The 24,703-nt window shown below is 67.3% G+C and carries 18 protein-coding genes and 4 pseudogenes; 15 read left to right on the top strand and 7 right to left on the bottom strand.

From position 1 onward, the window contains the following. The first annotated feature begins 40 nt into the window (after nucleotides 1-40). The 3 genes from OIE67_RS33950 to OIE67_RS33940 all read left to right on the top strand — a co-directional run bounded on the left by OIE67_RS33950 (nucleotide 41) and on the right by OIE67_RS33940 (nucleotide 1,599). The gene (locus OIE67_RS33950; protein ID WP_326628187.1) at nucleotides 41-190 is read left to right on the top strand and encodes a hypothetical protein; all 150 of its coding nucleotides are present in this window, start codon (nucleotides 41-43) and stop codon (nucleotides 188-190) included. A 234-nt stretch (nucleotides 191-424) separates the two neighbouring features. Then, complete coding sequence (locus OIE67_RS33945; RefSeq protein ID WP_326628185.1) at nucleotides 425-928, top strand: RNA polymerase sigma factor; 504 nt, start codon at nucleotides 425-427, stop codon at nucleotides 926-928. Then, a complete protein-coding gene (locus OIE67_RS33940; RefSeq protein ID WP_326628183.1) occupies nucleotides 925-1,599 on the top strand; it encodes a permease-like cell division protein FtsX in 675 nt (224 codons plus the stop codon). Before OIE67_RS33945 ends, OIE67_RS33940 begins: the two co-directional genes overlap by 4 nt. On the opposite strand, the gene OIE67_RS33935 is transcribed toward OIE67_RS33940, so the two are convergent. Then, nucleotides 1,502-2,167 (bottom strand): hypothetical protein, encoded by a 666-nt coding sequence (locus OIE67_RS33935; RefSeq protein WP_326628181.1) that lies wholly within the window; start codon nucleotides 2,165-2,167, stop codon nucleotides 1,502-1,504. The two genes, OIE67_RS33940 and OIE67_RS33935, sit on opposite strands and share 98 nt — an antisense overlap. Nucleotides 2,168-2,682: 515 nt before the next feature. Here OIE67_RS33935 and OIE67_RS33930 point away from each other — a divergent pair. Beyond that, a pseudogene (locus OIE67_RS33930) lies at nucleotides 2,683-3,447 on the top strand (IS5 family transposase); the annotation flags it as partial. A 145-nt stretch (nucleotides 3,448-3,592) separates the two neighbouring features. On the opposite strand, the gene OIE67_RS33925 reads toward OIE67_RS33930, so the two are convergent. Next, nucleotides 3,593-4,942, bottom strand: coding sequence for an IS1380 family transposase (locus tag OIE67_RS33925; RefSeq protein WP_326628179.1), 1,350 nt, complete (start codon nucleotides 4,940-4,942; stop codon nucleotides 3,593-3,595). Between the two features lie 197 nt (nucleotides 4,943-5,139). Here OIE67_RS33925 and OIE67_RS33920 point away from each other — a divergent pair. From OIE67_RS33920 to OIE67_RS33895, 6 genes and pseudogenes are all read left to right on the top strand, one after another. Next, nucleotides 5,140-5,232: pseudogene (locus OIE67_RS33920) on the top strand (IS5/IS1182 family transposase); the annotation flags it as partial. A 263-nt stretch (nucleotides 5,233-5,495) separates the two neighbouring features. Beyond that, entirely contained in the window at nucleotides 5,496-6,335 is an 840-nt protein-coding gene (locus OIE67_RS33915; RefSeq protein ID WP_326628177.1) for an IS5 family transposase, read from the top strand. Nucleotides 6,336-6,634: 299 nt separating this feature from the next. After that, a complete protein-coding gene (locus OIE67_RS33910) occupies nucleotides 6,635-8,287 on the top strand; it encodes an IS4 family transposase (RefSeq protein WP_326628174.1) in 1,653 nt (550 codons plus the stop codon). A 430-nt stretch (nucleotides 8,288-8,717) separates the two neighbouring features. Beyond that, nucleotides 8,718-9,461, top strand: a pseudogene (locus tag OIE67_RS55595) (IS4 family transposase); the annotation flags it as partial. A 44-nt stretch (nucleotides 9,462-9,505) separates the two neighbouring features. Then, nucleotides 9,506-10,081 (top strand): transposase, encoded by a 576-nt coding sequence (locus tag OIE67_RS33900; RefSeq protein ID WP_326628171.1) that lies wholly within the window; start codon nucleotides 9,506-9,508, stop codon nucleotides 10,079-10,081. A gap of 111 nt (nucleotides 10,082-10,192) precedes the next feature. After that, a pseudogene (locus OIE67_RS33895) lies at nucleotides 10,193-11,525 on the top strand (IS1380 family transposase); the annotation flags it as partial. A gap of 478 nt (nucleotides 11,526-12,003) precedes the next feature. Here OIE67_RS33895 and OIE67_RS33890 read toward each other — a convergent pair. Next, nucleotides 12,004-12,843 (bottom strand): IS5 family transposase, encoded by an 840-nt coding sequence (locus tag OIE67_RS33890; RefSeq protein WP_326628169.1) that lies wholly within the window; start codon nucleotides 12,841-12,843, stop codon nucleotides 12,004-12,006. A 361-nt stretch (nucleotides 12,844-13,204) separates the two neighbouring features. Then, a complete protein-coding gene (locus OIE67_RS33885; protein WP_326628167.1) occupies nucleotides 13,205-13,744 on the bottom strand; it encodes a TetR/AcrR family transcriptional regulator in 540 nt (179 codons plus the stop codon). 168 nt (nucleotides 13,745-13,912) lie between these two features. Between OIE67_RS33885 and OIE67_RS33880 the strand changes: the two genes are divergently transcribed. Then, a complete protein-coding gene (locus OIE67_RS33880) occupies nucleotides 13,913-15,058 on the top strand; it encodes an FAD-dependent oxidoreductase (RefSeq protein WP_326628165.1) in 1,146 nt (381 codons plus the stop codon). After that, on the top strand, nucleotides 15,055-15,711 hold the full coding sequence (locus OIE67_RS33875) for a DUF3159 domain-containing protein (RefSeq protein WP_326628163.1): 657 nt from the start codon (nucleotides 15,055-15,057) through the stop codon (nucleotides 15,709-15,711). The genes OIE67_RS33880 and OIE67_RS33875 overlap by 4 nt, the downstream gene beginning before the upstream one ends. Nucleotides 15,712-15,751: 40 nt before the next feature. Here OIE67_RS33875 and OIE67_RS33870 read toward each other — a convergent pair whose 3' ends face one another. Beyond that, nucleotides 15,752-16,489, bottom strand: coding sequence for a TetR/AcrR family transcriptional regulator (locus OIE67_RS33870; RefSeq protein WP_326628160.1), 738 nt, complete (start codon nucleotides 16,487-16,489; stop codon nucleotides 15,752-15,754). A gap of 369 nt (nucleotides 16,490-16,858) precedes the next feature. On the opposite strand from OIE67_RS33870, the gene OIE67_RS33865 reads away from it, so the two are divergent. From OIE67_RS33865 to OIE67_RS33855, 3 genes are all read left to right on the top strand, one after another. Next, a complete protein-coding gene (locus OIE67_RS33865) occupies nucleotides 16,859-18,322 on the top strand; it encodes a serine hydrolase domain-containing protein (RefSeq protein WP_326628158.1) in 1,464 nt (487 codons plus the stop codon). Nucleotides 18,323-18,770: 448 nt separating this feature from the next. Beyond that, nucleotides 18,771-18,995: a hypothetical protein gene (locus OIE67_RS33860; protein ID WP_326628157.1), complete on the top strand. Its 225-nt coding sequence runs from the start codon at nucleotides 18,771-18,773 to the stop codon at nucleotides 18,993-18,995. Beyond that, nucleotides 18,992-19,618 (top strand): hypothetical protein, encoded by a 627-nt coding sequence (locus OIE67_RS33855; RefSeq protein ID WP_326628155.1) that lies wholly within the window; start codon nucleotides 18,992-18,994, stop codon nucleotides 19,616-19,618. The genes OIE67_RS33860 and OIE67_RS33855 overlap by 4 nt, the downstream gene beginning before the upstream one ends. 222 nt (nucleotides 19,619-19,840) lie before the next feature. On the opposite strand, the gene OIE67_RS33850 is transcribed toward OIE67_RS33855, so the two are convergent. Together OIE67_RS33850 and OIE67_RS33845 are read right to left on the bottom strand one after the other, a co-directional pair. Then, on the bottom strand, nucleotides 19,841-20,989 hold the full coding sequence (locus tag OIE67_RS33850; RefSeq protein ID WP_106235736.1) for an acyl-CoA dehydrogenase family protein: 1,149 nt from the start codon (nucleotides 20,987-20,989) through the stop codon (nucleotides 19,841-19,843). A gap of 167 nt (nucleotides 20,990-21,156) precedes the next feature. Next, complete coding sequence (locus OIE67_RS33845; protein WP_326628151.1) at nucleotides 21,157-24,573, bottom strand: indolepyruvate ferredoxin oxidoreductase family protein; 3,417 nt, start codon at nucleotides 24,571-24,573, stop codon at nucleotides 21,157-21,159. Between the last annotated feature and the right edge of the window lie 130 nt (nucleotides 24,574-24,703).

The raw sequence follows: 24,703 nt of genomic DNA, 5'->3' as shown, positions 1-24,703 counted from the left end.
CGTCTCCGGACCCGGCCTCAGGCGGAGCTACCACACCCAGGTGAAGCGCCTGGAGCAAGCCGAGGAGATGGCGCGTGACCTGGTGGTCACCGTGCTGGATGAGGACCTCTCCGAGACTGGCGCCGAGTTCGAGCTGACCGCTTCTGGCAAAGAGGTCAGTACACGTCCTATGGCGTCAATCAGGGCTTAGTCCGAAGCCAGCGAACCTCGCCTCCCAACGTCAGGACCCTGTTGACGAAGTAGATAAGACGGAAGCGACCCCGTGATCACCACTGTGACCACGGGGCGTATCACGTGTCGGGGGACGTGCGCCTGGCCCGGTAGCACAGCTGAGAGCACACATACCAAGAACGTTGAGGGGGGATTCTAGAGATCATTTCTCCCCGGACAGGTAATCAAGGGGCTGTTGAGGTCATTACCAGGTGTGGACGATTCACAAGCGCGACTCACCGCGCTGTATGAGGAGCACTACCGCAACGTGCTCAGCTACGTGCTGCTGCGAGCCGATCAGGAGACGGCCGAGGACATCACCAGCGAGACCTTTGTGATCGCGTGGCGAAAACTCAGCCGCCTACCGGAGCCGCCGCTGCCGTGGCTGCTCGGCGTGGCACGCAACTTGGTACGGACGCAACGCCGCACCTCTGCGCGCAGGCACAACCTGGTCGCGCGGCTCGCCGAACTTGCCCCTGCCGACGACGTCGCCGAGCAGGTGGCCGAGCGGCAGGCAGCGCTCACAGCGCTCGCGGAGCTATCCGAGCTCGATGCCGAGGCGGTGCTGCTGGCCAGCTGGTACGGGCTCACCCCGGACGAGGCCGCGAAGATCGCCGGTTGCTCGGCTCGCACCTTCAACGTACGACTGCACCGCGCCCGTCGCCGTCTCACCGACGCGCTCAACCTCACCCAGCCCACGTTCCTGGAGCAGTCATGAACGACCTCAACGGCCTGATCACCTCCTTGCGCCCCAACACTGAGGACGCCTACCGGCGCCGCCGCGAAGCCGACCTCGCGCGCGCCTTCGCCACCCGTCGCCGTCGTGGCTTCTCCCTCCGGTTGCGGCTTGTGGCCGTGGCCGCACCTGTCGCCCTCGCCGGCATCGTGGCCGCGGTCGCACTGGCACCCGGCGGTACCCCGTCACCGGATCACAGTGCCGCAACGGATCACGACGTCAGGGCGTCGAGCCTGCACCAGTTCGTTCTGATGAGCTCGAAAGAGCCGGGAATCAGGGTCTTTCTGTGCAAGGAGGACGCTCCATGGCCCGCGTGCGGAGGCATCATGGCCGACCCGCCGGGCAGGGGCACAGCGATCACCGAGCAGCAAAAGGCCGACGTCGAGCGAACTTTGGGCGAACTACCAGGGGTCGTGAGCGTCACCTTCGAGGACGAGGCCGCCGCACTCGCCAGATTCCGCAAATTCGCTCCTCAAATGACGGGCGTAGGGATCAAAGACATGAACGAGTCGTTTCTCGTCACCATGGAGCCCGGCGCGGACTACAGTTCAGTGATCAGAAGGGCGAAAAGCCTGCCCGGGGTCTCGAACGCCTTCGAACAGAGACCTGCTCCGCAGACGCCACCGCCATCCACAAGCCGGCCTGCAGAGTGAAGCCATCCTCACTGCGTTTGCCGTGCGGCCTCCACGCCCCGGGAGCAGACAAGACGAAACGCCTACGCATCATGCTGTGGGCGCACGCCCATTCCAGGAGGGCAGTTAGCATCCCATCAAAGACCATGGTTTGTGACGTTCGGCGCACCTGGAGTCGCCATCGCCGCTGCCCGCGAGGACGGCCACGTTCGCGCAATTGACGATGAAGCTCGTCGAACGTGGAGAACGTGAGGCGTTGCTCGGTGCCGCTCTGGTCCATAAAGGTCGCCACGCCGCTGTAGAACTCGACGAAGCGTTCCCGCAGCGCGTAATCCAACACCAACTGTGCATGATCATGGGCAAGGGTGAAGAACTCGTAGTTGAGCACCCCGTAGCTGTGAGCCGCCCGCACTCGTTCGAAGCTCCTACGCACCAGGTCAGGCACAGAATCTGTCAGGTCGATCCGTCCAATGACCTCTTGCTGGAACGCTGCAGCATCCTCAGCGGTCAGCTTCCCCCAGACCCAGCGGCGAGAACAGCAATGCAGTTTGTCGGGCCGCTGAAGCTCCCCGAGCGATCTGATATCCACCCTCGTCCTCCCTCGCGTAGCAAAGCCTTCCAGGCTAGGCCACGCGACGTTCGTGGACGATCGGTTCTCCCCGGCTCATCGCTGGCGCTCTGCTGTTCAGCACCGTCTAATCCGTAGAGACAGGCAACATCTCATGACAACATTCTGTCCTGGTCAGGCGTTAGATGCGTGCCGGTGAGGTGTAAGAGCATGAAACGGTGTTGCTGTACGGCACTGCTGTCGCAGTACTTAGTGAACCGAACACCGTCTTCAGGGGTTTACAGCGGCAAAGCGTCCCGGATCGCCTCCTGAGAGGGCGTTTAGGCATGGTTGGTTGGCGTATGCCCAGCTCTGTAGGTGCAGCCTTTTGGGCTCTTTTCCCTGTACGTGTAGCTTTGTGTAGTCCTCATCGCTCATGCGAGCGACCATTTTGATGATGAAATGGCCTCAAATTCCGTCTGGTCTAGAAATGTGGTAGACGCTCCCGACTAGCCGAAGCCCACTATCGATCATATCTTTCGGGTAGAGGCTCCGCCATGAGCGAACGGAAGCCGTACCCCAGCGACATTTCCGACGCCCGCTGGGCCTTAATCGAGCCCACCTTGACCGCCTGGCGGCAGGCCAGACTCGACCGCCGGCCCACCGGCCAGCCAGCCTCGGTCGAACTACGGGACGTCTTCAATGCGATTCTCTATGTCAACCGCACGGGAATTGCCTGGAAATACCTACCGCACGACTTCCCGTCGTACAACACCGTGTACGCCTACTACGCGGCCTGGCGCGACGAAGGGATACTCGCCCAACTCAACTACGACCTGACCGGACTGGCCCGCGTCAAGGCCGGCCGCGAGCCCGAGCCGACTGCCTCCGTGATCGACACCCAGAGCGTCAAGACCTCCACCAACGTACCCCTGACCAGCCAGGGAACGGACGCCGCCAAGAAGATCATCGGCCGGAAGCGAGGCATCGTCACAGACGCGCTCGGCCTCCTACTCGCCGTCACCGTCACCGCCGCAAGCCTCTCCGAAAACGCCATAGGAATACAACTGCTCAACACCGTCAAGGAGACCCACCCAACCATCACCAAAGCCTGGGTCGACACAGGATTCAAGAACGCCGCAGTCGAACACGGAGCCCGCCTCGGAATCGACGTGGAAGTCGTCAACAGAAACCCCGACGTCCGCGGCTTCCAAGTCGTTAAAAGACGCTGGGTAGTGGAACGCAGCCTCGGCTGGCTTATGTTAAGACGACGCCTGACCCGCGATTACGAAACCCTTCCCACCAGCCTCGATTCTTCAGTGGGCTGAGTTGTGTGAGCGGCTCTGCGGTTCGCCCGTAATGTCCCCGGTGCGGTTGGGGCGGGCCATCGCATGACGCTGCGGGGGCGCCGGGTTCCACGGGCCCGGATGAGGCTCCTTCCTGGATCGTCGTGGTCGGGTCCGGCTCTCAGGCGAGAGCGGGTAGGTCGGTGAGCCGCTGCCAGGCCAGGACGAATGCCTGGGCCCAGGGCCAGGTGCGTTCGAGGCGTAGGTGGCGGCGGCGGGCGTGGGCGGCCAGGCGGGCGGGCAGGTGGTAGAGCCGGTAGCGCATGGTGCCGGGTTCGGCGCGGGCCAGATCGTCTTGGTCGTGCAGGGTGAGCAGGCGTAGCCAGCAGTCCAGGTCGTGGCCGAGGTTGGCGGCCAGCATCCAGCCGGAGTTGACGGTCCAGTTCTTGCTGGGCAGGTTGCGCAGGCCCATCGCCTTGTCGGCGCGGACGCGGTCTTCGACCACGGCGTGGGCGCGGGCCAGGGCATCGAGCCATTGCGGGTGGTGGGAGCCGGCGATGCCCCACATGCGGCCGATGTTGGTGGCGACGATGGAGTACTTCCAGCCGGTCCGCCTCTCCAAGGCGGTGAGGTTTTTGCGGTGCCGGGCTGAGGGGCGGACCCGGCGGACCAGCAGTCGCATGCCCTTTGGCCAGCCGGTGCGTTGGCTGAGGCCGGTGAGTTCGGCGACGTGGTAGCCGGGTTGGAGGTCGCCGTCCTGGCGCAGGGAGTCGGTCCAGGCGGTGGCGGGTAGTCGGGCGATGGCCTGCTCGTCGACATCGGTGATCATCCAGCCGACCAGGTAGCGGACCGTGCGGCGGGCGGTGTTCAGCCCTTCCAGATGGAGGAGCAGGTCGTGGGTGGCGCCCGCGCCGTCGACCCGCACGAGGATCTTGGCCTGGCATGAGTTGGGGATCTGGGCGAGTGCGTCGGTGAGGACGCGCAGGTGGTCGGCGACGGTGTTACTGCCCGCGTTACCAGGGCGCAGCAGCATCGCAAGCGCTTCTTGGGTGTTGGCGCACCAGCAGGCCAGCGGGTGAAAGCCGTACGTCTTTTTGAACGTCACCGCTGCCCCGTGCTTGCCCGAGGCCGAGGTGATGATGGTGGCGTCGATGTCGATGACGATCCAGCCGCGCAGTCGTTTGCCGGCCACCGTCAGCCAGGGGAAGCCGCCCGGGCGCAGGTGCAGCAGTTGCCAGACGCGGCGGCGTACTCTCGCCCGCATCTTGGCGATGTGGGCGAGCATCGGCTCGTCCAGTCCGGCCAGGGTGCGGTGGGTGGTGGAGTCCGACGGTGCCGTCCCGAACAGTGTCGCCTGGTGGGCTTGCAGCCGTTCGGCCTCCAGCAGGTTCCGCGCGCCGCACGCGATCGCTGTCGCCAGGGTGATCAGGACGTGAGCGCGGTCGCGCCAGGTCGCGCTTTGCCCGTTCGGCCACACCCCGCCCAGCTCTGCGGTCAGTCCGACCCGATCGGCGAGCCTATGCAGCAGCACCACTCCGGCATGACCCACCAGCCCTTTTCCATCGGCTGTGACAGACAACCGGCGATCCCAACCGGTACGCTCGTTCACCAGAAAGGTGCACCTGCTTCTGCACTGGATATGGCGTCGACACCCGAATCCTTGCAGGTCAGGGGCACCTTTTCTCATGTTTCAAGCACAGCCGCCCTCTCGGCTGAATACCCGAGGCCAGCTCCGAAGCCATGATCTACATCGCCTCGATCGACAACCTCACCAAACGCATAACGGACGAAACCACCCCAACCTGGCGAGGCACCTACTAGAACATAAGCCGCAATCTACTCAAATCAAATGCCCTCTGAGAGGGCGTTTAGGCATGGTTGGTTGGCGTATGCCCAGCTCTGTAGGTGCAGCCTTTTGGGCTCTTTTCCCTGTACGTGTAGCTTTGTGTAGTCCTCATCGCTCATGCGAGCGACCATTTTGATGATGAAATGGCCTCAAATTCCGTCTGGTCTAGAAATGTGGTAGACGCTCCCGACTAGCCGAAGCCCACTATCGATCATATCTTTCGGGTAGAGGCTCCGCCATGAGCGAACGGAAGCCGTACCCCAGCGACATTTCCGACGCCCGCTGGGCCTTAATCGAGCCCACCTTGACCGCCTGGCGGCAGGCCAGACTCGACCGCCGGCCCACCGGCCAGCCAGCCTCGGTCGAACTACGGGACGTCTTCAATGCGATTCTCTATGTCAACCGCACGGGAATTGCCTGGAAATACCTACCGCACGACTTCCCGTCGTACAACACCGTGTACGCCTACTACGCGGCCTGGCGCGACGAAGGGATACTCGCCCAACTCAACTACGACCTGACCGGACTGGCCCGCGTCAAGGCCGGCCGCGAGCCCGAGCCGACTGCCTCCGTGATCGACACCCAGAGCGTCAAGACCTCCACCAACGTACCCCTGACCAGCCAGGGAACGGACGCCGCCAAGAAGATCATCGGCCGGAAGCGAGGCATCGTCACAGACGCGCTCGGCCTCCTACTCGCCGTCACCGTCACCGCCGCAAGCCTCTCCGAAAACGCCATAGGAATACAACTGCTCAACACCGTCAAGGAGACCCACCCAACCATCACCAAAGCCTGGGTCGACACAGGATTCAAGAACGCCGCAGTCGAACACGGAGCCCGCCTCGGAATCGACGTGGAAGTCGTCAACAGAAACCCCGACGTCCGCGGCTTCCAAGTCGTTAAAAGACGCTGGGTAGTGGAACGCAGCCTCGGCTGGCTTATGTTAAGACGACGCCTGACCCGCGATTACGAAACCCTTCCCACCAGCTCCGAAGCCATGATCTACATCGCCTCGATCGACAACCTCACCAAACGCATAACGGACGAAACCACCCCAACCTGGCGAGGCACCTACTAGAACATAAGCCGCAATCTACTCAAATCAAATGCCCTCTGAGGTCATACCGTTGTCCGTGATGATCGGGACTATGGTCTGCCAGAGCTCCTCGCCAGCGACCGACGGCGCACCCACATGGCGCCGCGCGACAGCCTGTCCCGCTCCTGCCACCAGATCGACGGGTGATCTGGAGTTGGCCCAAGGCCAGGTAGTTAAGGCTTCTGTGGTGCCGTCAAGGGCGTGGGTTCTCAGGACATGAGGACGGAGATCCAGTAGAACGGTGATCTTCCACAACCAGCCGTCGAAGAACTGGATCTCCGTTGATTGCCGAGTATGCCAGCTCTGCTGTTTCCCGCGCTGTCGAGACGGACTCTTCGTCCCGCTCGGCAGCCGGGCGATTGTTCGCTCCCGGGCATTTGGGTGAGCTGACCGGGCTCGTGCCGTTCGAGCTCGTCGATGCGGTCCTTGATGAGACACGCAGCGTGCAGCGTCGTCTGCGCGCGCTGCCCTCGCGTGTCGGGGTCTACTTCCTGCTGGCGATGTGCCTGTTCCCCGAGGTCGGCTACCTGCTGGTCTGGCAGAAACTGACGGCCTCGCTGACCGCCCTGCCTGTCGTGACCCCCACCGCCAAAGCCCTGCGAGACCTGCGCCGCAGAGTCGGCGGCGCACCGATGCAGCGCCTGTTCGAAGTGCTGAGCGGACCATTGGCCCAGCGCACGACGCCCGGAGCACGGTTCGGGGCCTACCGCACCGTCTCCTTCGACGGCTGCAGCTCGCTCAAGGCCCCCGACACCATCCGTAACCGGGCCTGGCTGGGCAGCCCCGGCCACGGCGGCTACCCACTGCTGGAACTGATGACGCTCGCAGAGACCGGAACGCGGGCCCTGATCGGCGCGGTCTTCGGCCCCACCAGCGAAGGCGAGACCGGCTATGCCCGGCGCCTGCTGCACCTGCTGACGCCCGACATGCTCGTGTTATGGGACAAGGGCTTCGACAGCAACGCCTTCCTCGCCCAGGTCAGCGCCACCGGCGCCCAGGTGCTCGGCCGGCTGCGCAGCAACCGGCGCACCCCCGTCCTGGCCACCCTCACCGACGGCTCCTACCTCTCGATGCTCGGTAACCTGAAGATCCGCATCATCGAGGCCCGCGTGACCGTGACCTGCACCGACGGCACCACCTTCACCGGCACCTACCGTCTGGCCACCACCTTGACCGACGCCCGCCGCTACCCGGCCGCCGCCCTGATCAAGCTCTACCACCAGCGATGGGAACACGAGTCGGCCTACTACGCACTCCGCCACACCATCATGCAAGGACGGATCCTGCGCTCAGGCGACCCCGCCGGCCTGGAACAGGAGATGTGGTCGGTGCTCACGCTCTACCAGCTCCTACGCACGACGATGGTCGACGCCGCCGAGTCCCGGCCCGGGACCGACCCCGACCGCTGCGGCTTCTCCACCGCCCTGCACGCGGCCCGCGACCTGGTGATCCGGCCCGGCGACAACCCAGGCACCACCACCGGCCTGGTCGGAACCATCGGACGCCGTGTCCTGGCCGCGCTGCTGCCACCCCGCCGCCCGCGTGTCAGCACCCGCAAGGTCAAATCACCCATCTCCCGCTACAACGAACGCCTCGACGACGGCAGACCCGACCACAGCCGCACCATCACCGACCTCGACATCACCCTCCTGCCACCCCCGCCCACGTTGCCCACCGCGTCCCGAGACGAGCGGCCCATCGCCCCGGCCGACCGCCGCAGACAACAACAAGTCCTGGCCCTCCTCCACCAAGACCCCAACCGCTCCTGGAGGGCCCGCGACATCGCCCATCACCTCGGCGATGTCGCCCTGAACACCATGTATCGGCAGCTGTCGCGCTGGGCCGACAGCCAGCTCATCCGCAAAATCCGGCCGGGTGTCTACACTGCCGGGCCGCTCGCCCCGGCGCTCTTGCCAGCAGCCCAGAAACCTTAACTACCTGGCCTTGGGGCAACTTCAGATCCTTCGACACGCCACGTACAAGGCTCCGCAGGGGAGTGCCCGGCAGCACTCTGATGGGACCCCACTTGAGAGGCGCCGCCTTCGCGATCATACTAACCTCGGGCTTCCGCGGTGAATTTCGCGCGAGTTGATCATCTACATGAGAAAAGTGCTTCCGAGCTGCAATGCCGGTGAGTTAAGGCATTTGCGCAGGTAGCGAGTGCTTTTGCTGGTGTTGGGCGTAGCTGGCCTCAGCGCGGATCGTCGCGATTCGGTGACGGATGTGCGTCGGCTCGCCTGAGCAACGAAGCCCTCGCTAGGACAGCGGTCGACCAAGATCGCTTTATTGTCCTTCCGAGGAGCTTCGTTGCTCGCTCAGTTTGCCACGCCCAGATCATCTGTAGAGGAGGCTCCTGATCGGCCGATGTGCTCGGTCGGGCTCGGGGTCTTGACGGAGGAGATCCCGCCGGAGTTCGTCGATGAGGTTGTCGAACTGTCGGGTTGTGGCGAGAAGCGGCATCGGTTGCTGCCCGCGCGGGCGGTGGTGTACTTCGTTTTGGGGTTATGCCTGTTCAGCGGCGCAGACAGCGCGGCACCGCCGGGATACCGGTCGGTGATGAGGTGGCTCACCAACGGCCTACGGCATCTGCATGGGCTGGCGTTGCCGACCAGTTCGGCACTGACCAAGGCCAGGCAGCGGCTCGGGTCCAAGCCCCTTGAGCTGCTGTTCGATCTGCGGCGCGGGCCACTGGCCGGCCCGGGCACGAAGGGTGCTTTCGCGTTCGGGCTCCGCCTGGTCGCTTGGGACGGCACCGGCCTGGATGCGGCCGACACCCCCGAGAACGCGGCCGAGTTCGGAGTCACACAGGGCGGAAATCCACAGGTTCGGCTGCTGGCGCTGATCGAATGCGGCACCCACGCGCTGATCGATGCCGCCTTTGACGGTGTCGCCAAGGCCAGCGAGCACAAACTCGCGCGCAGGCTCCTGCACGCGCTTAACGCGGGCATGCTCCTGCTGGCCGACCGGAACTTCGCTGGCCACGAACTGTGGGGCATGGTCACCGCGACCGGATCCGACATGCTGTGGCGGATCAAGAAGAACCTGGTGTTCCCCGCGGTCGAGATCCTGCCGGACGGTTCGTTCCTGTCCATCATGCCCACCCCCGGGGGAGAACCTGCGGCACGGCATCGCCCGAGCACGCGGCCGCAGCCTTGGACGGGACACCGCACGGCCACCTCGTCCGGATCGTCGAATACACCGTCACGATCAAGACAGCGGACGGCCGCACGAGGACCGAACCGTTCCGGCTCGTCACCACCCTTCTCGATCACGAACAAGCGCCCGCAGCCGAGATCGCAGCCGTCTATCACGAGCGCTGGGAGATCGAGAACGGGTACGGCGAACTCAAGACCCGACTCCGCGGAGCGGCGTTCATCCTGCGCTCCAAGCTTCCCGAACTCGTCTGCCAAGAACTGTTCGCGCTGCTCGCCGTCTACCAAGCGCTGTGCACGCTGAAGTGCGAAGCGGCCCTGGCCGTCGGCATTGACCCGGACCGCGTTTCCTTCACTGTGACGGTCCGCGTCGCCCGCGACCACGCGCTTAGCGCATCAGCAGAACCCGCCCAAGCCCGCCGCAACGCTGTCCGCGACATTCTCGACGACCTGCTTCCACGTCGTCGTGACCGTCAATGCGAGCGCGTCAAGAAGCCCGCCAAGAACACCTTCCCGACCAAGAAGCGTGACACTGCGCAACCGCCACCAAGGCCAGCTACAAGATCAAACTCTTGAGAAAGGCACCTTCACCAGCGTAAATGCCTTAACTCACCGGCATTGTTCCGAGATGGGAGGATGGGGCTTGTCTAGAGTCCTGTCCACGCCAGATCGAGAAGCACTTTCCACGTGGAGACTATCGCTTCCCAGCGCACCATCACCGCCTCCGCGGACGGCACCGGACTGCTGTCTCATGCCGGGAGTCTGCTGCTGCTCAAGACCCTGCACGTCACCGGCCTGGACCGGCCGCCACCGCTCCAGCTGGGCCGATGGCGCCCGGTCCCGTGCGGTGCATCACCCCGGCAAGATCGTGGCCGACCTGGCCGTCGCCGTCGCACTCGGCGGAGACTGCCTGGCCGACATCGCCATGCTGCGCGCCCGGCCCGACCTGTTCGACCCCATCGCCTCCGACCCCACCGTCTCCCGCCTGATCGACCGGCTCGCCCGCGATGACGCCAAGACGCTCAAGGCCAAGACGCTCAAGGCCCTGCGCGCCGCCCGGGCACTCGCCCGCCAACGCGCCCGGCACCTGGCAGGAACGTCGGCACCGGGCAGCGACTGTGAGCTGATCCCCCTCGACATCGACGCCACCATCGTCATCGCCCACTCCGACAAACAACACGCCGCCCCCCTGGAAACACACCTTCGGCTTCCACCCGATGACGGTCTTCGCCGACCACGGCCCCGGCGGCTCCGGTGAACCCCTGGCCATCGTGCTCAGGGCGGGCAACGCCGGCTCCAACACCGCCGCCGACCACATCGAGGCCACCCGCCCGGCCCTGGCCCAGCTGCCCCAGCACCGTCGGCGTCAGGTGCTGATCCGCACCGACTCCGGCGGCGGCACGCACGAGTTCCTCACCTGGCTGACCAAACCAGGGCGGCGGCTGTCGTACTCGATCGTATTCACCCTGACCGAGCAGGTGCAGCAGGCCGTGCTACGGGCCGTGCTACGCCTGCCCAAGAGTGCCTGGACGCCCGCCTAGACGCCGACCGGCAAGTCCGGCCCGGCGCCTGGGTGGCCGAGCTGACGGCCTGCTGGACCTGACCGGCTGGCCGAAGGGCATGCGGGTCATCGCCCGCAAGGAACGCCCGCACCCCCGGCGCCCAGCTGCGTTTCACCGACGTCGACGGCTGCCGCGTCACCTGCTTCGTCACCAACACCAAGCAAGGTGGCCTCGCCGACCTGGAACTCCGCCATCGCCGCCGGGCCCCCACCGAAGACCGCATCCGCTGCGCCAAGGACACCGGCCTGGCCAACCTGCCGCTGCACCACTTCGATCGCCATCAGATCTGGTGCGGGCTCGTCGCGCTGGCCTGCGAGCTGCCGGCCTGGATGCAACTGCTCGCCCTGTCCGGCACCGCCGCCCGCAGCTACGAGCCCAAACGTCTGCGCCTGCGGCTGTTCGCCGTGGCCGGACGACTGGTCCGCGGCGGCCGGCGCGTCCGTCTGCGCCTGGCCTCCCGCTTAGTGGAGGCCTGCACGAAGTCCTGCTGAGAGTGCTCATGGACGCCGAGCTTGTCGACATCCGTTCGCGTCTCAGTGAGTCACAGGGGTACTCCGATGCCGTGGGGCCGACGTAGGAGGCCCTGCGGCGCCGATCGCTCCCGACCATCGCCCTATGCCAGCCACTCCCAGGCGATCGTGAGGCCCCGGCTGTTCCGACCCCTTGCTTGCAAAGGACGGCCTCTGATGTCCGCAGGACCGTGGACTACATGGCCGTGTACCGGGAGAACCTCTGTCCGTGGAACAGCATGTCTATGTCCGCCCACCAGCAGTTTCTTGTGTCCGTTCACAGCCCCGCCGCGGCCGTTCTCGCCCGACCCGAACCGCAGGGCCACCAAGTCCGAGAGCGGAATTTGCTCGACACCTCAGATCGGCTCTGCGTAGCCGGCTGGAGCCCTCAGAGGGCATTTGATTTGAGTAGATTGCGGCTTATGTTCTAGTAGGTGCCTCGCCAGGTTGGGGTGGTTTCGTCCGTTATGCGTTTGGTGAGGTTGTCGATCGAGGCGATGTAGATCATGGCTTCGGAGCTGGTGGGAAGGGTTTCGTAATCGCGGGTCAGGCGTCGTCTTAACATAAGCCAGCCGAGGCTGCGTTCCACTACCCAGCGTCTTTTAACGACTTGGAAGCCGCGGACGTCGGGGTTTCTGTTGACGACTTCCACGTCGATTCCGAGGCGGGCTCCGTGTTCGACTGCGGCGTTCTTGAATCCTGTGTCGACCCAGGCTTTGGTGATGGTTGGGTGGGTCTCCTTGACGGTGTTGAGCAGTTGTATTCCTATGGCGTTTTCGGAGAGGCTTGCGGCGGTGATGGTGACGGCGAGTAGGAGGCCGAGCGCGTCTGTGACGATGCCTCGCTTCCGGCCGATGATCTTCTTGGCGGCGTCCGTTCCCTGGCTGGTCAGGGGTACGTTGGTGGAGGTCTTGACGCTCTGGGTGTCGATCACGGAGGCAGTCGGCTCGGGCTCGCGGCCGGCCTTGACGCGGGCCAGTCCGGTCAGGTCGTAGTTGAGTTGGGCGAGTATCCCTTCGTCGCGCCAGGCCGCGTAGTAGGCGTACACGGTGTTGTACGACGGGAAGTCGTGCGGTAGGTATTTCCAGGCAATTCCCGTGCGGTTGACATAGAGAATCGCATTGAAGACGTCCCGTAGTTCGACCGAGGCTGGCTGGCCGGTGGGCCGGCGGTCGAGTCTGGCCTGCCGCCAGGCGGTCAAGGTGGGCTCGATTAAGGCCCAGCGGGCGTCGGAAATGTCGCTGGGGTACGGCTTCCGTTCGCTCATGGCGGAGCCTCTACCCGAAAGATATGATCGATAGTGGGCTTCGGCTAGTCGGGAGCGTCTACCACATTTCTAGACCAGACGGAATTTGAGGCCATTTCATCATCAAAATGGTCGCTCGCATGAGCGATGAGGACTACACAAAGCTACACGTACAGGGAAAAGAGCCCAAAAGGCTGCACCTACAGAGCTGGGCATACGCCAACCAACCATGCCTAAACGCCCTCTCAGAGGGCGTTCCGCGAGTAGGTGTCTCTGTCGCGGTCGGACGCGGGATCGGTCGGCTGGTTGGAGGCTCGTCGGGTGGGCTGTGGGCGAGGCTGGGTGGACGATTCCGGCTCGGTGGCGTGCCGGCGAGCGTCAATCAGGGCGGTGCGGTCTGTCCGGTCAGGCAGTGCTGCACGAGCGGCCCGAACCGGCTGACCAGTTCGTCGACGGACGATGACGCGATCGGTTCGATCCGTACGATGTAGCGCGCCACGGTGAGGCCCAGGAGTTGGACGTTGACCATGCCGGCCCGCAATGTGGCGTCCGGTGTGCCGAGCAGTGCCGCCACTCGGCTGGTGATCTCTCGGTCGATGTATTCGCGGATCAGCGTCTCGGACTGGTCGCCGGTTCGGGCCGAACGGGTGAGCATCGCGAGCGGGGTGCGGCCCGATGCGTCGATGGTCTCCACGAGTGTCCGGATGATGCGTTCACCGATGCCGTCGAGGCCGTCGGCGAAGATCGATTCGATGGCCGGCGGGAGCTGGGCGGACATCTCGACAGCGGCGGCGAACAGGCCCTGTTTGTTGCCGAAGAAGTAGAACACCATCGCTGAATCAACCCCAGCGGCGGCGGCGACTGCGCGCACCGTGGTGCCGCCGTAGCCATGCTCGCGGAACAGCGCGCGTGCCGCGTCCAAGATCCGCTGCTTGCTCTCCGCCCCTGTTCGCCAGCGCCCTGGGCGAGCGGGGGAACGGTGTTCTGTCATGGCCGGACGAGTCTATCGGAAGGTTCTTCATCGTAGATGGACTTCCCTCTCGGATCTCGGTAGCTTGAACTTCATCGACGATGAAGAAAGGGTTTCGCGATGAAGGTGATCGTGATCGGCGCCGGCCTGGGCGGGTTGACGCTGGCACAGGGCTTACGCCGGGCGGGGATCGATGCCGTCGTGTACGAGCGAGACGGCGCGCGCGGACGCGCGCAGGGTGTCAGCCTGCATGTCGATGACCGAGGCGCCAGGGCGCTGCGAGCGTGCCTGCCTTCGGAGCACGCCGCGATGGCCGAGGCCACGATGGGCGGGCCGCGCGAGCGGACGTTGACGTTGTCCGAGGTGGATGGAGCGCTCACCATCGCAGGCGCTCAGCCGTCGGACGGCGTGGCGGGCCGGCCGCGGCCCGGGCGGCAGGTTCATCGTCCGTTGCTGCGTGCGGTGTTGCTGACGGGGCTGGAGGACGTGGTACGAACCGGGGCTGAGTTCACCCGGTTCGAGCGGCGGGCCGACGGCACGGTCCAGGTGTGGCTTGCCGACGGCGGCACGGACACGGCGGACGTGCTGGTCGGCGCGGACGGGATCGGTTCGGCGGTTCGCCGTCAGTACCTGCCGCACGCGCGGGTGGTCGATACGGGGCGGCGCATGCTCATGGGCGCGACCGCGCTGCGGGCGATCGCCGATACCGGGCTGCCCGAGCTGATCGGCGACAGCCCCGCCGGCGTGCGGGTGCACGGCACGATGATGGTGCTGGGCGTGCTGCGGTTCACCGAGTCGCCGGTGGCCGCGCGGCAGCGGTGGCTGCCTGCCTTGCCCCTCAGCGCGGTCGCCCCGGTCGAGGACTACGCCATGTGGGCTCTGCCGATCACGCGGGAGCAGCTCGGCGCGGCCGGTTCGCCGGCTGCGATGTGGCGCCAAGCCCAGGAGGTGATCGTGGACCTGCCCTCGGCCCTGCGGTTGGTCGTCGCTGAGGCGTGGCCGGACCTCACGGTCGCACTGCGCATCGGGACGATCCCGCCGATCCCCGCCTGGCCCGCCGGCCCGGTGACGGTCATCGGTGACGCCATCCACCTGGCCCCGGGTTTCGGCGGCAATTTGGCGATGCAGGACGCGCACCGCCTTTGCGAGGCCCTGGTCGAGGCGGATCGCGGCCGGCTGGGCCTGCTCGACGCGATCGACGCGTACGAAGACACGATGCGCCGGATCAGCTTCTCCGCGCCTGCCGCGGCGAAGGCGGGCACGTGAGTCTCAGCGTACTGAGCCAGAAGTCGTTGTCCTTGTTCGCCGCGGTGGGCGGTTGGCGGACGGTCGTCGAAGGAGCCGCGTCCCGGGTGCTGTTCCTGGTCGCCTATCTGGTGACCGATCAGGTGTCGACCTCCGCGCTGGTGGCGGTCGGTGGCGTGGTGGGGTTCGCCGCGGCTCGAGTGTTCACCGACAGAAAGTACTGGCAGGCAGGGGTCGGGCTGTTCGTCGTGGGGGCCTCCGCAGTGCTGGCCGGGAGTACCGGGCGCGCAGTCGACTTCTACCTTCCGGCCGTGTTCATGCAGGCGGCCGGGGGTGCGGTGTTCCTGGTATCCATTCTGGTGCGGTGGCCCATGATCGGGCTGGCGGTGGGGGCGGCACGCGGTGAACGGTTCGGCTGGCGGCGAGACCCTGCACGGCGACGGCGTTATCAGGTGTGCACGGCGGTCTTCCTGGCGAAGTACGGCATCGCCACGATGGTGCTGGTGCCTCTGTACCTGACCGGGAAGGTGACATCGCTCGGCATCGCCGCCACGCTGCTGGGGGGCGCGCCCGCGATGGGCGTCTGCATCTACCTGTGCTGGCGGATCCTGCGCGCCCAAGCGGACCCGACGAACCCGACCCCGGCTCCGGCAGTCATCGGGCCGAACCGTTGACAGGCTCGTCCATGCCGTCGGGTCGCCCTCCGGCCGTGTCTCAACAGGCGGGCGGGCGGGCGAGCCTAGTCTCCAAGCCGTCCAGGATGCGCTCGACGCCGTAGACGAAGGACTCCGCGCGGATCTGCTCCGGATCCCTGGTCTGCTCCGCAGCGCGTCCGTCGCGCAGAAGCGGGTAGTCCTGCAGGGCCTGTTCGGTGGTCGGTCGCAGGCTCTCGAGCCAGTCCTGTTCGTTCTGGCCGCTGCGGGCGAGCACCGACAGGTAGGCGGCCTCGCTGGTGGTCATCCCGATGACATAGGCGATGAGCAGCTTCATGGCCTGATCGGCCTCGTCGACGGCGAAGCCCGCCGCTTTGAACAGGGCGAGCATGCGCTCTGACTGTCGCATCAGGTTGGGCCCGAGGTAGGCGAGCCCGACCTGGCCGAGCACGGAGGCGACCCAGGGGTGACGCAGCACCATCGAGCGCAGGCTGTGGGCGGATTCGGTGACGGCCGCCCGCCAGCGTGCGGGGTCGGCGGCGGGCACTCGTACTTCGCCGTAGATCTCGTCCACGACCAGCTCGATCAGCTCGTCCTTGTTGGCCACGTGCCGATAGAGAGACGTGGCTCCGGCGCCGAGCCGGGCGCCGAGGCTGCGCATGCTCAGGGCGTCGGTGCCCTCGGTGTCCAGGAGTTGGATGGCCTCAGACACGATCCGGTCGCGGCTCAGCGACGGCTGCTCCCGCTTGGGGCGCGGACGGGCCCATACCGAGGGTATGGGCTGCTTCTCGGCTGGCATGCAGGTCTCCTCGTCGGGGACGCCCCAGAGTAGCGTACGCCGTTCGCTTCATGCGTACGGCGATCCCGTCAGTTGGTAGCGAAGACGCGCACCCGAAGGATCGTGCGCCGAGAACGCGTGTCTGCCCTACACGTCCGCCGGGAACGCGTGTGCGTTACACGTCCGCCGGCAGAGGCAGGCCGCACGACCGTACCGCCGTGCCGCAGAACCGCAGAACCGCAGAACCGCAGAACCGCACGGTCGAACCGCCGCCGGGTGGTGCTTCAGGTCTGCCGATCATCTTGGCCGTAGTCGCCGTGCGCAATTGCGTACGATGATCCGGTGTGCGTACAGTGTTCGCATCGGCGGAACGACGTACCGGAGGAAAGCATGGCGACGAACGTGCAGTGGACCGAGCAGGGTGGCTGGACGGCGGACGGCGACTGGGGGAGTGCCGGCTCGCAGGGGCGGACCTTCGACCTGGCCCGCTGGCAGGCGCGCCTCGACGAGCTGCGCCGGCGGCACCACGTGCCGGGCGCGTCACTGGCGGTGCTGGTCAACGGGCGGGTGCACGAGCTGGCGAGCGGCGTGCTGCACCGAGGCACCGGCGTGGAGGTGACGACCGACTCGGTGTTCCTGGCCGGGTCGATCGCCAAGGTCTACACGGCCACCGTCGTCATGCGGCTGATCGACGAGGGCCGGCTGACGCTGGACACCCGGGTGGCCGACGTCCTGCCCGAGTTCGCCACCCCCGACCCCGTGGCCACCCGGACGATCACCGTCCGCCAGCTCCTGTCGCACACCGGCGGCGTCACCAACGACTTCAACTACGACGGCGGGCGCGGCGACGACTGCCTGGCCCGCTACGTCGAGGCCGCCCGGGACGTGCCGCTGGACTGCCCGCCCGGCACCGCGATCTCCTACGGCGGGCTCGGCTACATCGTGCTGGGCCGCCTCATCGAGGTCCTTACCGGCCGTACCTGGGACCAAGCCCTCAAGGATCTGCTGTTCACTCCGCTCGGCCTGGAGCGTTCGATGACGCTGCCGGAGGAGGCGCTGCGCTTCCCGGCCGCGATGAGCCACCTGGGTGAGCCCGGCACCGACCCCGACCCGGCCCCCGCCTGGGACCTCATGCCGCGCTCGGCCGGCCCCGCCGGTCGCGTCATCACCTCCGCCGGCGACATGGCCCGCCTGGCCGCCATGCACCTGGCAGGCGGCGGCCCCGTGCTGTCGGCCGAGGCGGTCGCCGCCATGCAGCACCGCGAGACCGACGTGCCCGACAAGTGGACCGTCTCCGCCGATGGCTGGGGTCTTGGCTGGACCCTCTACGACTGGAACGGCATACCCGGTTACGGCCACGACGGCGCCGCCATCGGTCAGTACGCCTACCTGCGCGTCGTCCCGCACGCCGGCCTCGCCCTGGTCCTGCTGACCAACGGCGGCAGCGCCCGCCTCCTGTACGCCGACCTGTTCCGTGATCTGCTCGCCGAATTCGCCGGCGTCGCCATGCCCGCTCCCTTCGGCCCGCCCGCCCAACCCTCCACCGTGGACGTCACCCCGCTGCTCGGCACCTACCGGCGCGCCGGTGTCGTCATCACCGTCAGCCACGACGGCGGAGGCGCCGGTGATGACGACGGTGACGGCCTGCGCATGCGTTACGAGTTCGTGGACGACATGAAGGAGATGTCCCCGCCCCTGGACATGGAGCTGCTCCCGGTGACCCAGACCGTCTTCGCGGCCACGGGGGCGGGCCCGTCCTTCAGCGAGGACCACATGCCCGTGGTCTTCTCCACCCTGGCCGACGGAACGGCCTGCGTGTACGTCGGCATGCGCGCCACCCCCAAGATCGATTGACGCCGGCTTGGAGGCGTACGACCTGGCGGAGGTGGCGCGGCCCGTCAGACAGCTCACTCGCCCGCGCCGAGCCTTCCACCCCAGCTCTGTTACCACGGGCCCGCACATGCCGGCTGTCGTCAACCCCCGCAAGATCGCACGACGTGATGTCGAGACAGCACCTGGAAGCGGCTTGCAGGTCGCGCACGTACGACCTGCTCTTCCGCTGAACGGATGACCGTCACATCAGGTCCCGGACCTACGGCGAGATCGTACGGAAGCCCGCACTCGTCAAGGCGGAAGTGATTGCGCCACCGGACCAGGACCGCCGCCGGCGGAACCGCTACATCACCGCACCCGACGAGGGACACGACCTGAAGACGAGCGAACGGGCTCGCAACTGCGCGAAGGGACACCAACTCTGCAACTTCAGTTGCCTAAGGATGTGCAACCTCGGTAGCCTACACTGATGATGAGGAAGCGGGATCTAGAGCGGCGGATGCGCAAGCTCGCCAAGGAGTATGGCGTGTCCGTTCGCTCAACCGAAGGCGGCAGCCACACCAAGTGGCATGCCGGCTCCGAGGCGATGCCCGTGCCTCGCCACTCGGAGGTCAACGAGCGCACGGCTAAAGGAATCTTGGAGAACTGGGAGAACATCCTTGTTGAGGTTGCGAAGGAGCAGGAGGAGCAGTGAGCAAGCGTGACACTTACACCATCACCGCCAGTAAGAGTGATGGCTGGTGGGCTTTGACCGTCTCCGGCCCCGGCCTCAAGCGCAGTTACCACACCCAGGTGAAGCGCCTGGAGCAAGCCGAGGAGATGGCGCGTGACCTGGTGGTCACCATGCTGGATGTGGACGTCTTCGAGATCAACGCCGACTTCGACGTGACCGTGGCCGACGAAGAAGTGGCTACAGAACTGGAGGCCACGCTGGTAACCCGCCTCGCGGCGACCCTAGTCAGACAGAAGGCTGCTGAAGCGACGCAGGCAACGGTGGCTGATCTGGCGCGAAGAGGTTACGTTCACCGCGACATCGGTTACCTGCTGGGTATGTCACACCAGGCAGTCGGGAAGTTGCTGAATGAGGCCGAGAAGGAGGCGGCCGCTTCTGCGGACGATGTCAGTACACGTTCCGCGGCGCTTCCCCCCAAGGAAATGCTCGATCAGCTTTGCATGACGCGCGACACGGAAGCGCTGTTCAAGTCTTACCTGCTCGAAGTGGCCGCAGGCGATCCGGCGGACCGCAAGCTGAACAGGCTTAGAGCGCTGGGTGAGCAGTTGCGGCATGGCAGACGGCGGCGGCTGACAGACGCCTGATCGCGCGGCTTCTTCAGCGGCCACGCGAACGGCCATACGGTCTACGCACGCATGATGCCCGGCTCCCACGAGAGCGCTGCAAGGCGAGCGACGACCGCCTGTTCCGCTCGCGCGAGGTCTCTCACGGAACAGGGACGGGAACAGTGATCGTTCAAGCTCCCAGGCCGAGACCACGAACCCCGCCTCCCAGCACTTGGAAAGCGGGGTTCCACACGTCAGGGCCTACTTGGCCAGGTGGCGGCTGATGACGAGGCGCTGGATCTGGTTGGTGCCCTCGAAGATCTGCATGATCTTGGCTTCGCGCATGTAGCGCTCGACCCGGAACTCCCGCGTGTACCCGTACCCGCCCAGCACCTGCACCGCGTCCGTGGTGACCTTCATCGCCGTGTCCGTGGCCACCAGTTTGGCGACGCTGGCCTGGCGGCTGTACGGGAGGCCGGCGTCGCGGCGGCGGGCCGCGTCCAAGTAGGTGGCGCGGGCGGTGTCGACGCCGGCGGCCATGTCGGCCAGGAGGAAGCCGAGGCCCTGGTGGTCGATGATCTTCTTGCCGAACGTCTGCCGTTCCTTCGCGTACGCCACCGCCTCGTCCAGGGCCGCCTGGGCCAGGCCGGTCGCGCAGGCGGCGATGCCGAGGCGGCCCGAGTCGAGGGCGCTGAAGGCGATCTGCAGGCCCTGGCCCTCCTCGCCGATCAGGCGGTCGGCGTCCAGGATGGCCCCGTCCCAATGCGCGCTGGTCGTGGGGACGGCGTGCAGGCCCATCTTCTCCTCCGGGCGGCCGAACGTCAGGCCGTCGGCGGCGCCGGGGGCGAGGAAGCAGGAGATGCCTCGGGAGCCCTCGCCCGTGCGGGCGAACAGGGCGTAGAAGTCGGCGATGCCGCCATGGGTGATCCACGCCTTGTTGCCGGTGATCCGGTAGCCGTGCTCGACCCGTTCCGCCTTGCAGGTCAGCGCGCCGGCGTCGGAGCCGGCCTGGGGCTCCGACAGGCTGTAGCCGCCGATGAGACGCCCGGCCAGCAGGTCGGGCAGCCACCGCTCCCGCTGCTCGGGTGTGCCGTACGTCGCCACCGGGAAGCAGGCCAGCGTGTGCACGCTGGTCGCCACCGCGACGGCGGCCCAGCGCATCGCCAGCTCCTCGATGACCTGGAGGTACACCTCGTACGGCTGCGCGCCCCCGCCGTGCTCCTCCGGGTAGGGCAGGCCGAGCAGCCCCGCCGCGCCCAGCGTGGCGAACAACCCCTCCGGGTACGTCTCCGCCCGCTCGTGCTCGTCCACCCGGCGCGCCAGCTCCTTGTCGGCGATCTCCCTGGTGAGCTCGATGAGGTCGCGGGCGTCCTGGTCGGGCAGCAGCCGGTCAACTGGGGCAAAAGTCACGGTTCGAGCTCCTGGTGGCGGTCGACGTCAGCTCTTGTGAGGTAGTACGTCAACTGTTCTGGGCTGATGGGTGGAGGTTAGCTGTTCTGGTCGGTCTGGTGGAGGTTAGTTGTTCTGGTCCTTGGGGTGGAGGGCCTCGGTGGTGTTCCGTCGGTTCGCCGGCGTGGTCACAGGGTTTCCAGGGTCTTCCCGGCGCGGTCGCGGAACTCCGCGACCCGGGCGAGCTTGATGTCCTCGTACCCCCGGATCAGCTCCGGCAGCCCCGCGAGTTCCTCGACCGCCGCCGCGTTGGCGGGGGTGAGGCGGGTCAGGGCGGTGCGGATCATGGTGCGGTACTCGGTGACCAGCTCGCGCTCGACCCGGCGGACCTCGGCCCGGCCGAAGACGTCGAACGCGGTTCCGCGCAGGACGCGGGCGGCGCGCAGGCCGCGGAACAGGACGCCGGCCGAGCGGCGCAGGCGGATCTTGCGCTTCATGCCCATTGCGCGCAGCACCGGCGGGTGCAGCAGCACCGACACGACGGCGTCCGCGCCGAACTCGCGCTCGCGCCGGGCAACCTCGGCGGGGTCGAGGTGGAGGCGGGCGACCTCGTACTCGTCCTTGTAGGCCATCAGTTTGTGCAGGCCGCGGGCGTAGGCGGTGGCGATGGCGGCGCCCTGCTCCGCGCCCGCGCGTTCGACGGCCAGCGCCGTCACCTGACGGACGTCGTCGGCGTACGTACGGGCGTAGGTCGCGTTCTGGTAGCCCGTCAGGTCGGCGACCCGGGTGGCCACGAGCTCGTCCAGCTTCTGCGGCGCCTCCGGCTCCGAGCCGGGCAGCGCCGCCCGGCGGACGGCCTCCGGGTCGGCCACGGCGGCCCGCCCCCAGCGGAAGGCGGCCAGGTTCTGCTCTACGGCGGCCCGGTTGAGCGTGATGGCCCGCTCGATCGCGTCGGCGCCGACGGGCAGGCAGCCACGCTGGTACGCGGCCCCGAGCAGCAGCAGGTTGGCCGGCATGTGGTCGCCGAACAGCGCCTCGGACAGGGCGTGGGCGTCCACGCAGAGCTGCTCCTTGGTGGCCGAGGCGACCCGCGTGACCGCGTCGGCGTGTCCCGGCACCGGCACGCGGCCGGTCACCATGGCGGCGGTGGGGACGACGGCGGTGTTGAGCACGGCGACGGTGCGTTCCGGCGAGGCCACGGCGAGGGTGGCGTCGGCCGCCGCGCCGAGCACGTCGAAGCCGATGATGACGTCCGCGCCGCCCTCCGAGGCGCGTACGGACCCGGTGAGCGGACGCCTGGACAGCCGCACGTCGCTGACCACGGGCCCGCCCTTCTGCGCGAGCCCGGTCTGCTCGATCCCGGCGGCGTGCAGGCCGTCGAGATGGGCGGCCATCTGCAGGATCTGGGAGACGGTGACGACGCCGGTGCCGCCGATGCCGGGCATCCTGACCAGCACCGAGTCCCCGGCCCCGTGGTGGGTGGCGGGCTCGGTGAGGTGGACGGGGAGGGGTGGCGGCGAGGTGCGCGGCTCCCCGGTGCTCGCCTTGCCGGCGCCAGGCTTCCCGGTGCGCGCCTTCCCCGTGCGCGGCTTCCCGGTGCCCGGCTCGATTAGGAGGAACGAAGGGCAGTCGCCCTTGAGGCAGCTCAAATCCGTGTTGCAGGACGCCTGGTGGATGCGGGTCTTGCGGCCGTACTCGGTCTCGACCGGCTGCACGGACAGGCACGTCGAGACGTCGCCGCAGTCGCCGCAGCCCTCGCAGACGCGCTCGTTGATCAGCACCTTCTCGGCCGCCGCGGGCACCTTGCCGCGCTTGCGCAGCCGCCGCTCCTCGGCGGCGCAGCGGTCGTCGTGGATGAGCACGGTGACGCCGCCGGCCGCGGCCAGCTCCTTCTCGACCTCGGGCAGGTCGTCGCGGTGCCGTACGGAGGCGATCGGCGCCAGCCGCACCCCCCGGTACGTCTCCGGCTCTGGCGTGGTGACCACGATCTTGCGGACACCCTCGACGGCCAGCTCCTCGGTGAGCGCGGGCACGTCCAGCCGCCCCTCGGCGCGCTGCCCGCCGGTCATGGCCACGGCGTCGTTGTAGAGCAGCTTGTACGTCATCGTCACCCCCGCCGCGACGGCGGCCCTGATCGCCAGGGAGCCGGAGTGGTGGAAGGTGCCGTCGCCGATGTTCTGCACGAAGTGCCGGTCCTCGGTGAACGGCGCCAGCCCGATCCACTGGGCGCCCTCGCCGCCCATCTGGGTGATGCCGACCTGCGTGCCGCGCCCGTGCCCGTCCAGCGCGATCATCGCGTGGCAGCCGATGCCGACGCCGACCAGCGTGTCGTCCGCGGTGCGGGTGGAGGTGTTGTGCGGGCAGCCGGAGCAGAAGTACGGGGTGCGGGCGGCGACCACCGGCAGCAGGCCGCGCCGCCGCTCCCTGCGTGGCGGAGTGAGGCCGAGGCAGGTGGCGACGGCCTTGGCCACGTCCTCGGCGCTGAGCGTGCCCCTGGCGGTCAGCAGTTCGCGGCCCACCACGGCGGGGGCCCGCTCGCCGCCGTACAGGGCCTGCTTGAGGTGCCCTTCCAGGAACGGCACCTTGTCCTCGACCACCAGCACCTTGTCCAGGTCGGAGGTCATGGCCGCCAGCTCGCCCGCGTCGACGGGGAACGGCATCGCCAGCCTGATCAGGCGCAGGCCCAGCTCGTCCCGCGCCGCCTCGTCGAGGCCGAGATCCGACAGGGCCCGCTCGACGATCGCGTACGTGGCGCCCGAGGCGAGCACGCCCAGCCTGGTGTTGCCGGCGCCGGACATGATCCGGTTGAGGCCGTGCTCGCGGGCGTAGGCGCGGGCCAGGTCGAGGCGGCGGGTGAGCAGGTCGTGCTCGGCGTCCAGGGCGGCCGCGCCGAGCAGGATGGGGGACGGGGCCCTGGACTCCTGTCCGGGCACGGGGACGCCCGCGCGCAGCGGATCGAGGTCGACGGTGGACGAGGCGTCGGCGACGTCGGCGACGATCTTCAGGCCCACCCACAGGCCGGTGGCCCGCGACATGGCCACCGCGTGCAGCCCGTACTCGATGATCTCGGCCACGGAGGAGGGCGCGAGCAGCGGCATCGACAGGCTCTGGCACATCGGCTCGCACGAGCTGGGCAGCGTGGAGGACTTGCAGCCGGGGTCGTCGCCGATCCAGGCCACGGCGCCGCCGAGCGGCGCGGTGCCCGCCACGTTGGCGTGCCTGATGGCGTCGGCGGCGCGGTCGAGGCCGGGGTTCTTGCCGTACCAGAAGCCGGTGACGCCCTGGTGCCTGCGGCCGGGGACCTGGCCGAGCAGCTGGGTGCCGGCCACCGCCGTGGCGGCCAGTTCCTCGTTCAGGCCGGCCTGGAACACCACGCCCGCCTCGTCCAGGAACCGCTTGGCCCGGCCCATCTCCAGGTCGACGCCCGCGAGCGGCGAGCCCTGGTAGCCGGAGACGAACGCCCGGGTGTCCAGGCCGCGGGCCTGGTCGAGGCGGCGCTGCTCCAGCGTCAGGCGGACCAGGGCCTGGATGCCGGAGATGAGCACCCGGCCGCCGGACGCGGTGTACTTGTCGTCGAGCGATACGGGGGCGGGAGTCTCGCTCACGCTCGAACCTCCTGGCTGTCGTACGTGCTGGGCGCTGACGTGAGATTCTCAGCACAGCAACCCGGGCAGGATGTGCGCAAGTATTAGAGGAGAAAGTGGGTCGAAGACGCAAACTAACTGAGTCGATGGG

Source organism: Nonomuraea fuscirosea (assembly GCF_035917475.1).
GTDB lineage: Bacteria > Actinomycetota > Actinomycetes > Streptosporangiales > Streptosporangiaceae > Nonomuraea > Nonomuraea fuscirosea.
The sequence above is the reverse complement of the archived record's forward strand: the minus strand, read 5'-3'. Positions and strand labels throughout refer to the sequence as shown.

Excerpts from the sequence above, each read along its gene's own strand:
- OIE67_RS33940 (WP_326628183.1), top strand. The coding sequence starts at position 925 with ATGAACGACCTCAACGGCCTGATCACCTCCTTGCGCCCCAACACTGAG.
- OIE67_RS33915 (WP_326628177.1), top strand. The coding sequence starts at position 5,496 with ATGAGCGAACGGAAGCCGTACCCCAGCGACATTTCCGACGCCCGCTGG.
- OIE67_RS33890 (WP_326628169.1), bottom strand. The coding sequence starts at position 12,843 with ATGAGCGAACGGAAGCCGTACCCCAGCGACATTTCCGACGCCCGCTGG.
- OIE67_RS33880 (WP_326628165.1), top strand. The coding sequence starts at position 13,913 with ATGAAGGTGATCGTGATCGGCGCCGGCCTGGGCGGGTTGACGCTGGCA.
- OIE67_RS33870 (WP_326628160.1), bottom strand. The coding sequence starts at position 16,489 with ATGCCAGCCGAGAAGCAGCCCATACCCTCGGTATGGGCCCGTCCGCGC.
- OIE67_RS33865 (WP_326628158.1), top strand. The coding sequence starts at position 16,859 with ATGGCGACGAACGTGCAGTGGACCGAGCAGGGTGGCTGGACGGCGGAC.
- OIE67_RS33860 (WP_326628157.1), top strand. The coding sequence starts at position 18,771 with ATGATGAGGAAGCGGGATCTAGAGCGGCGGATGCGCAAGCTCGCCAAG.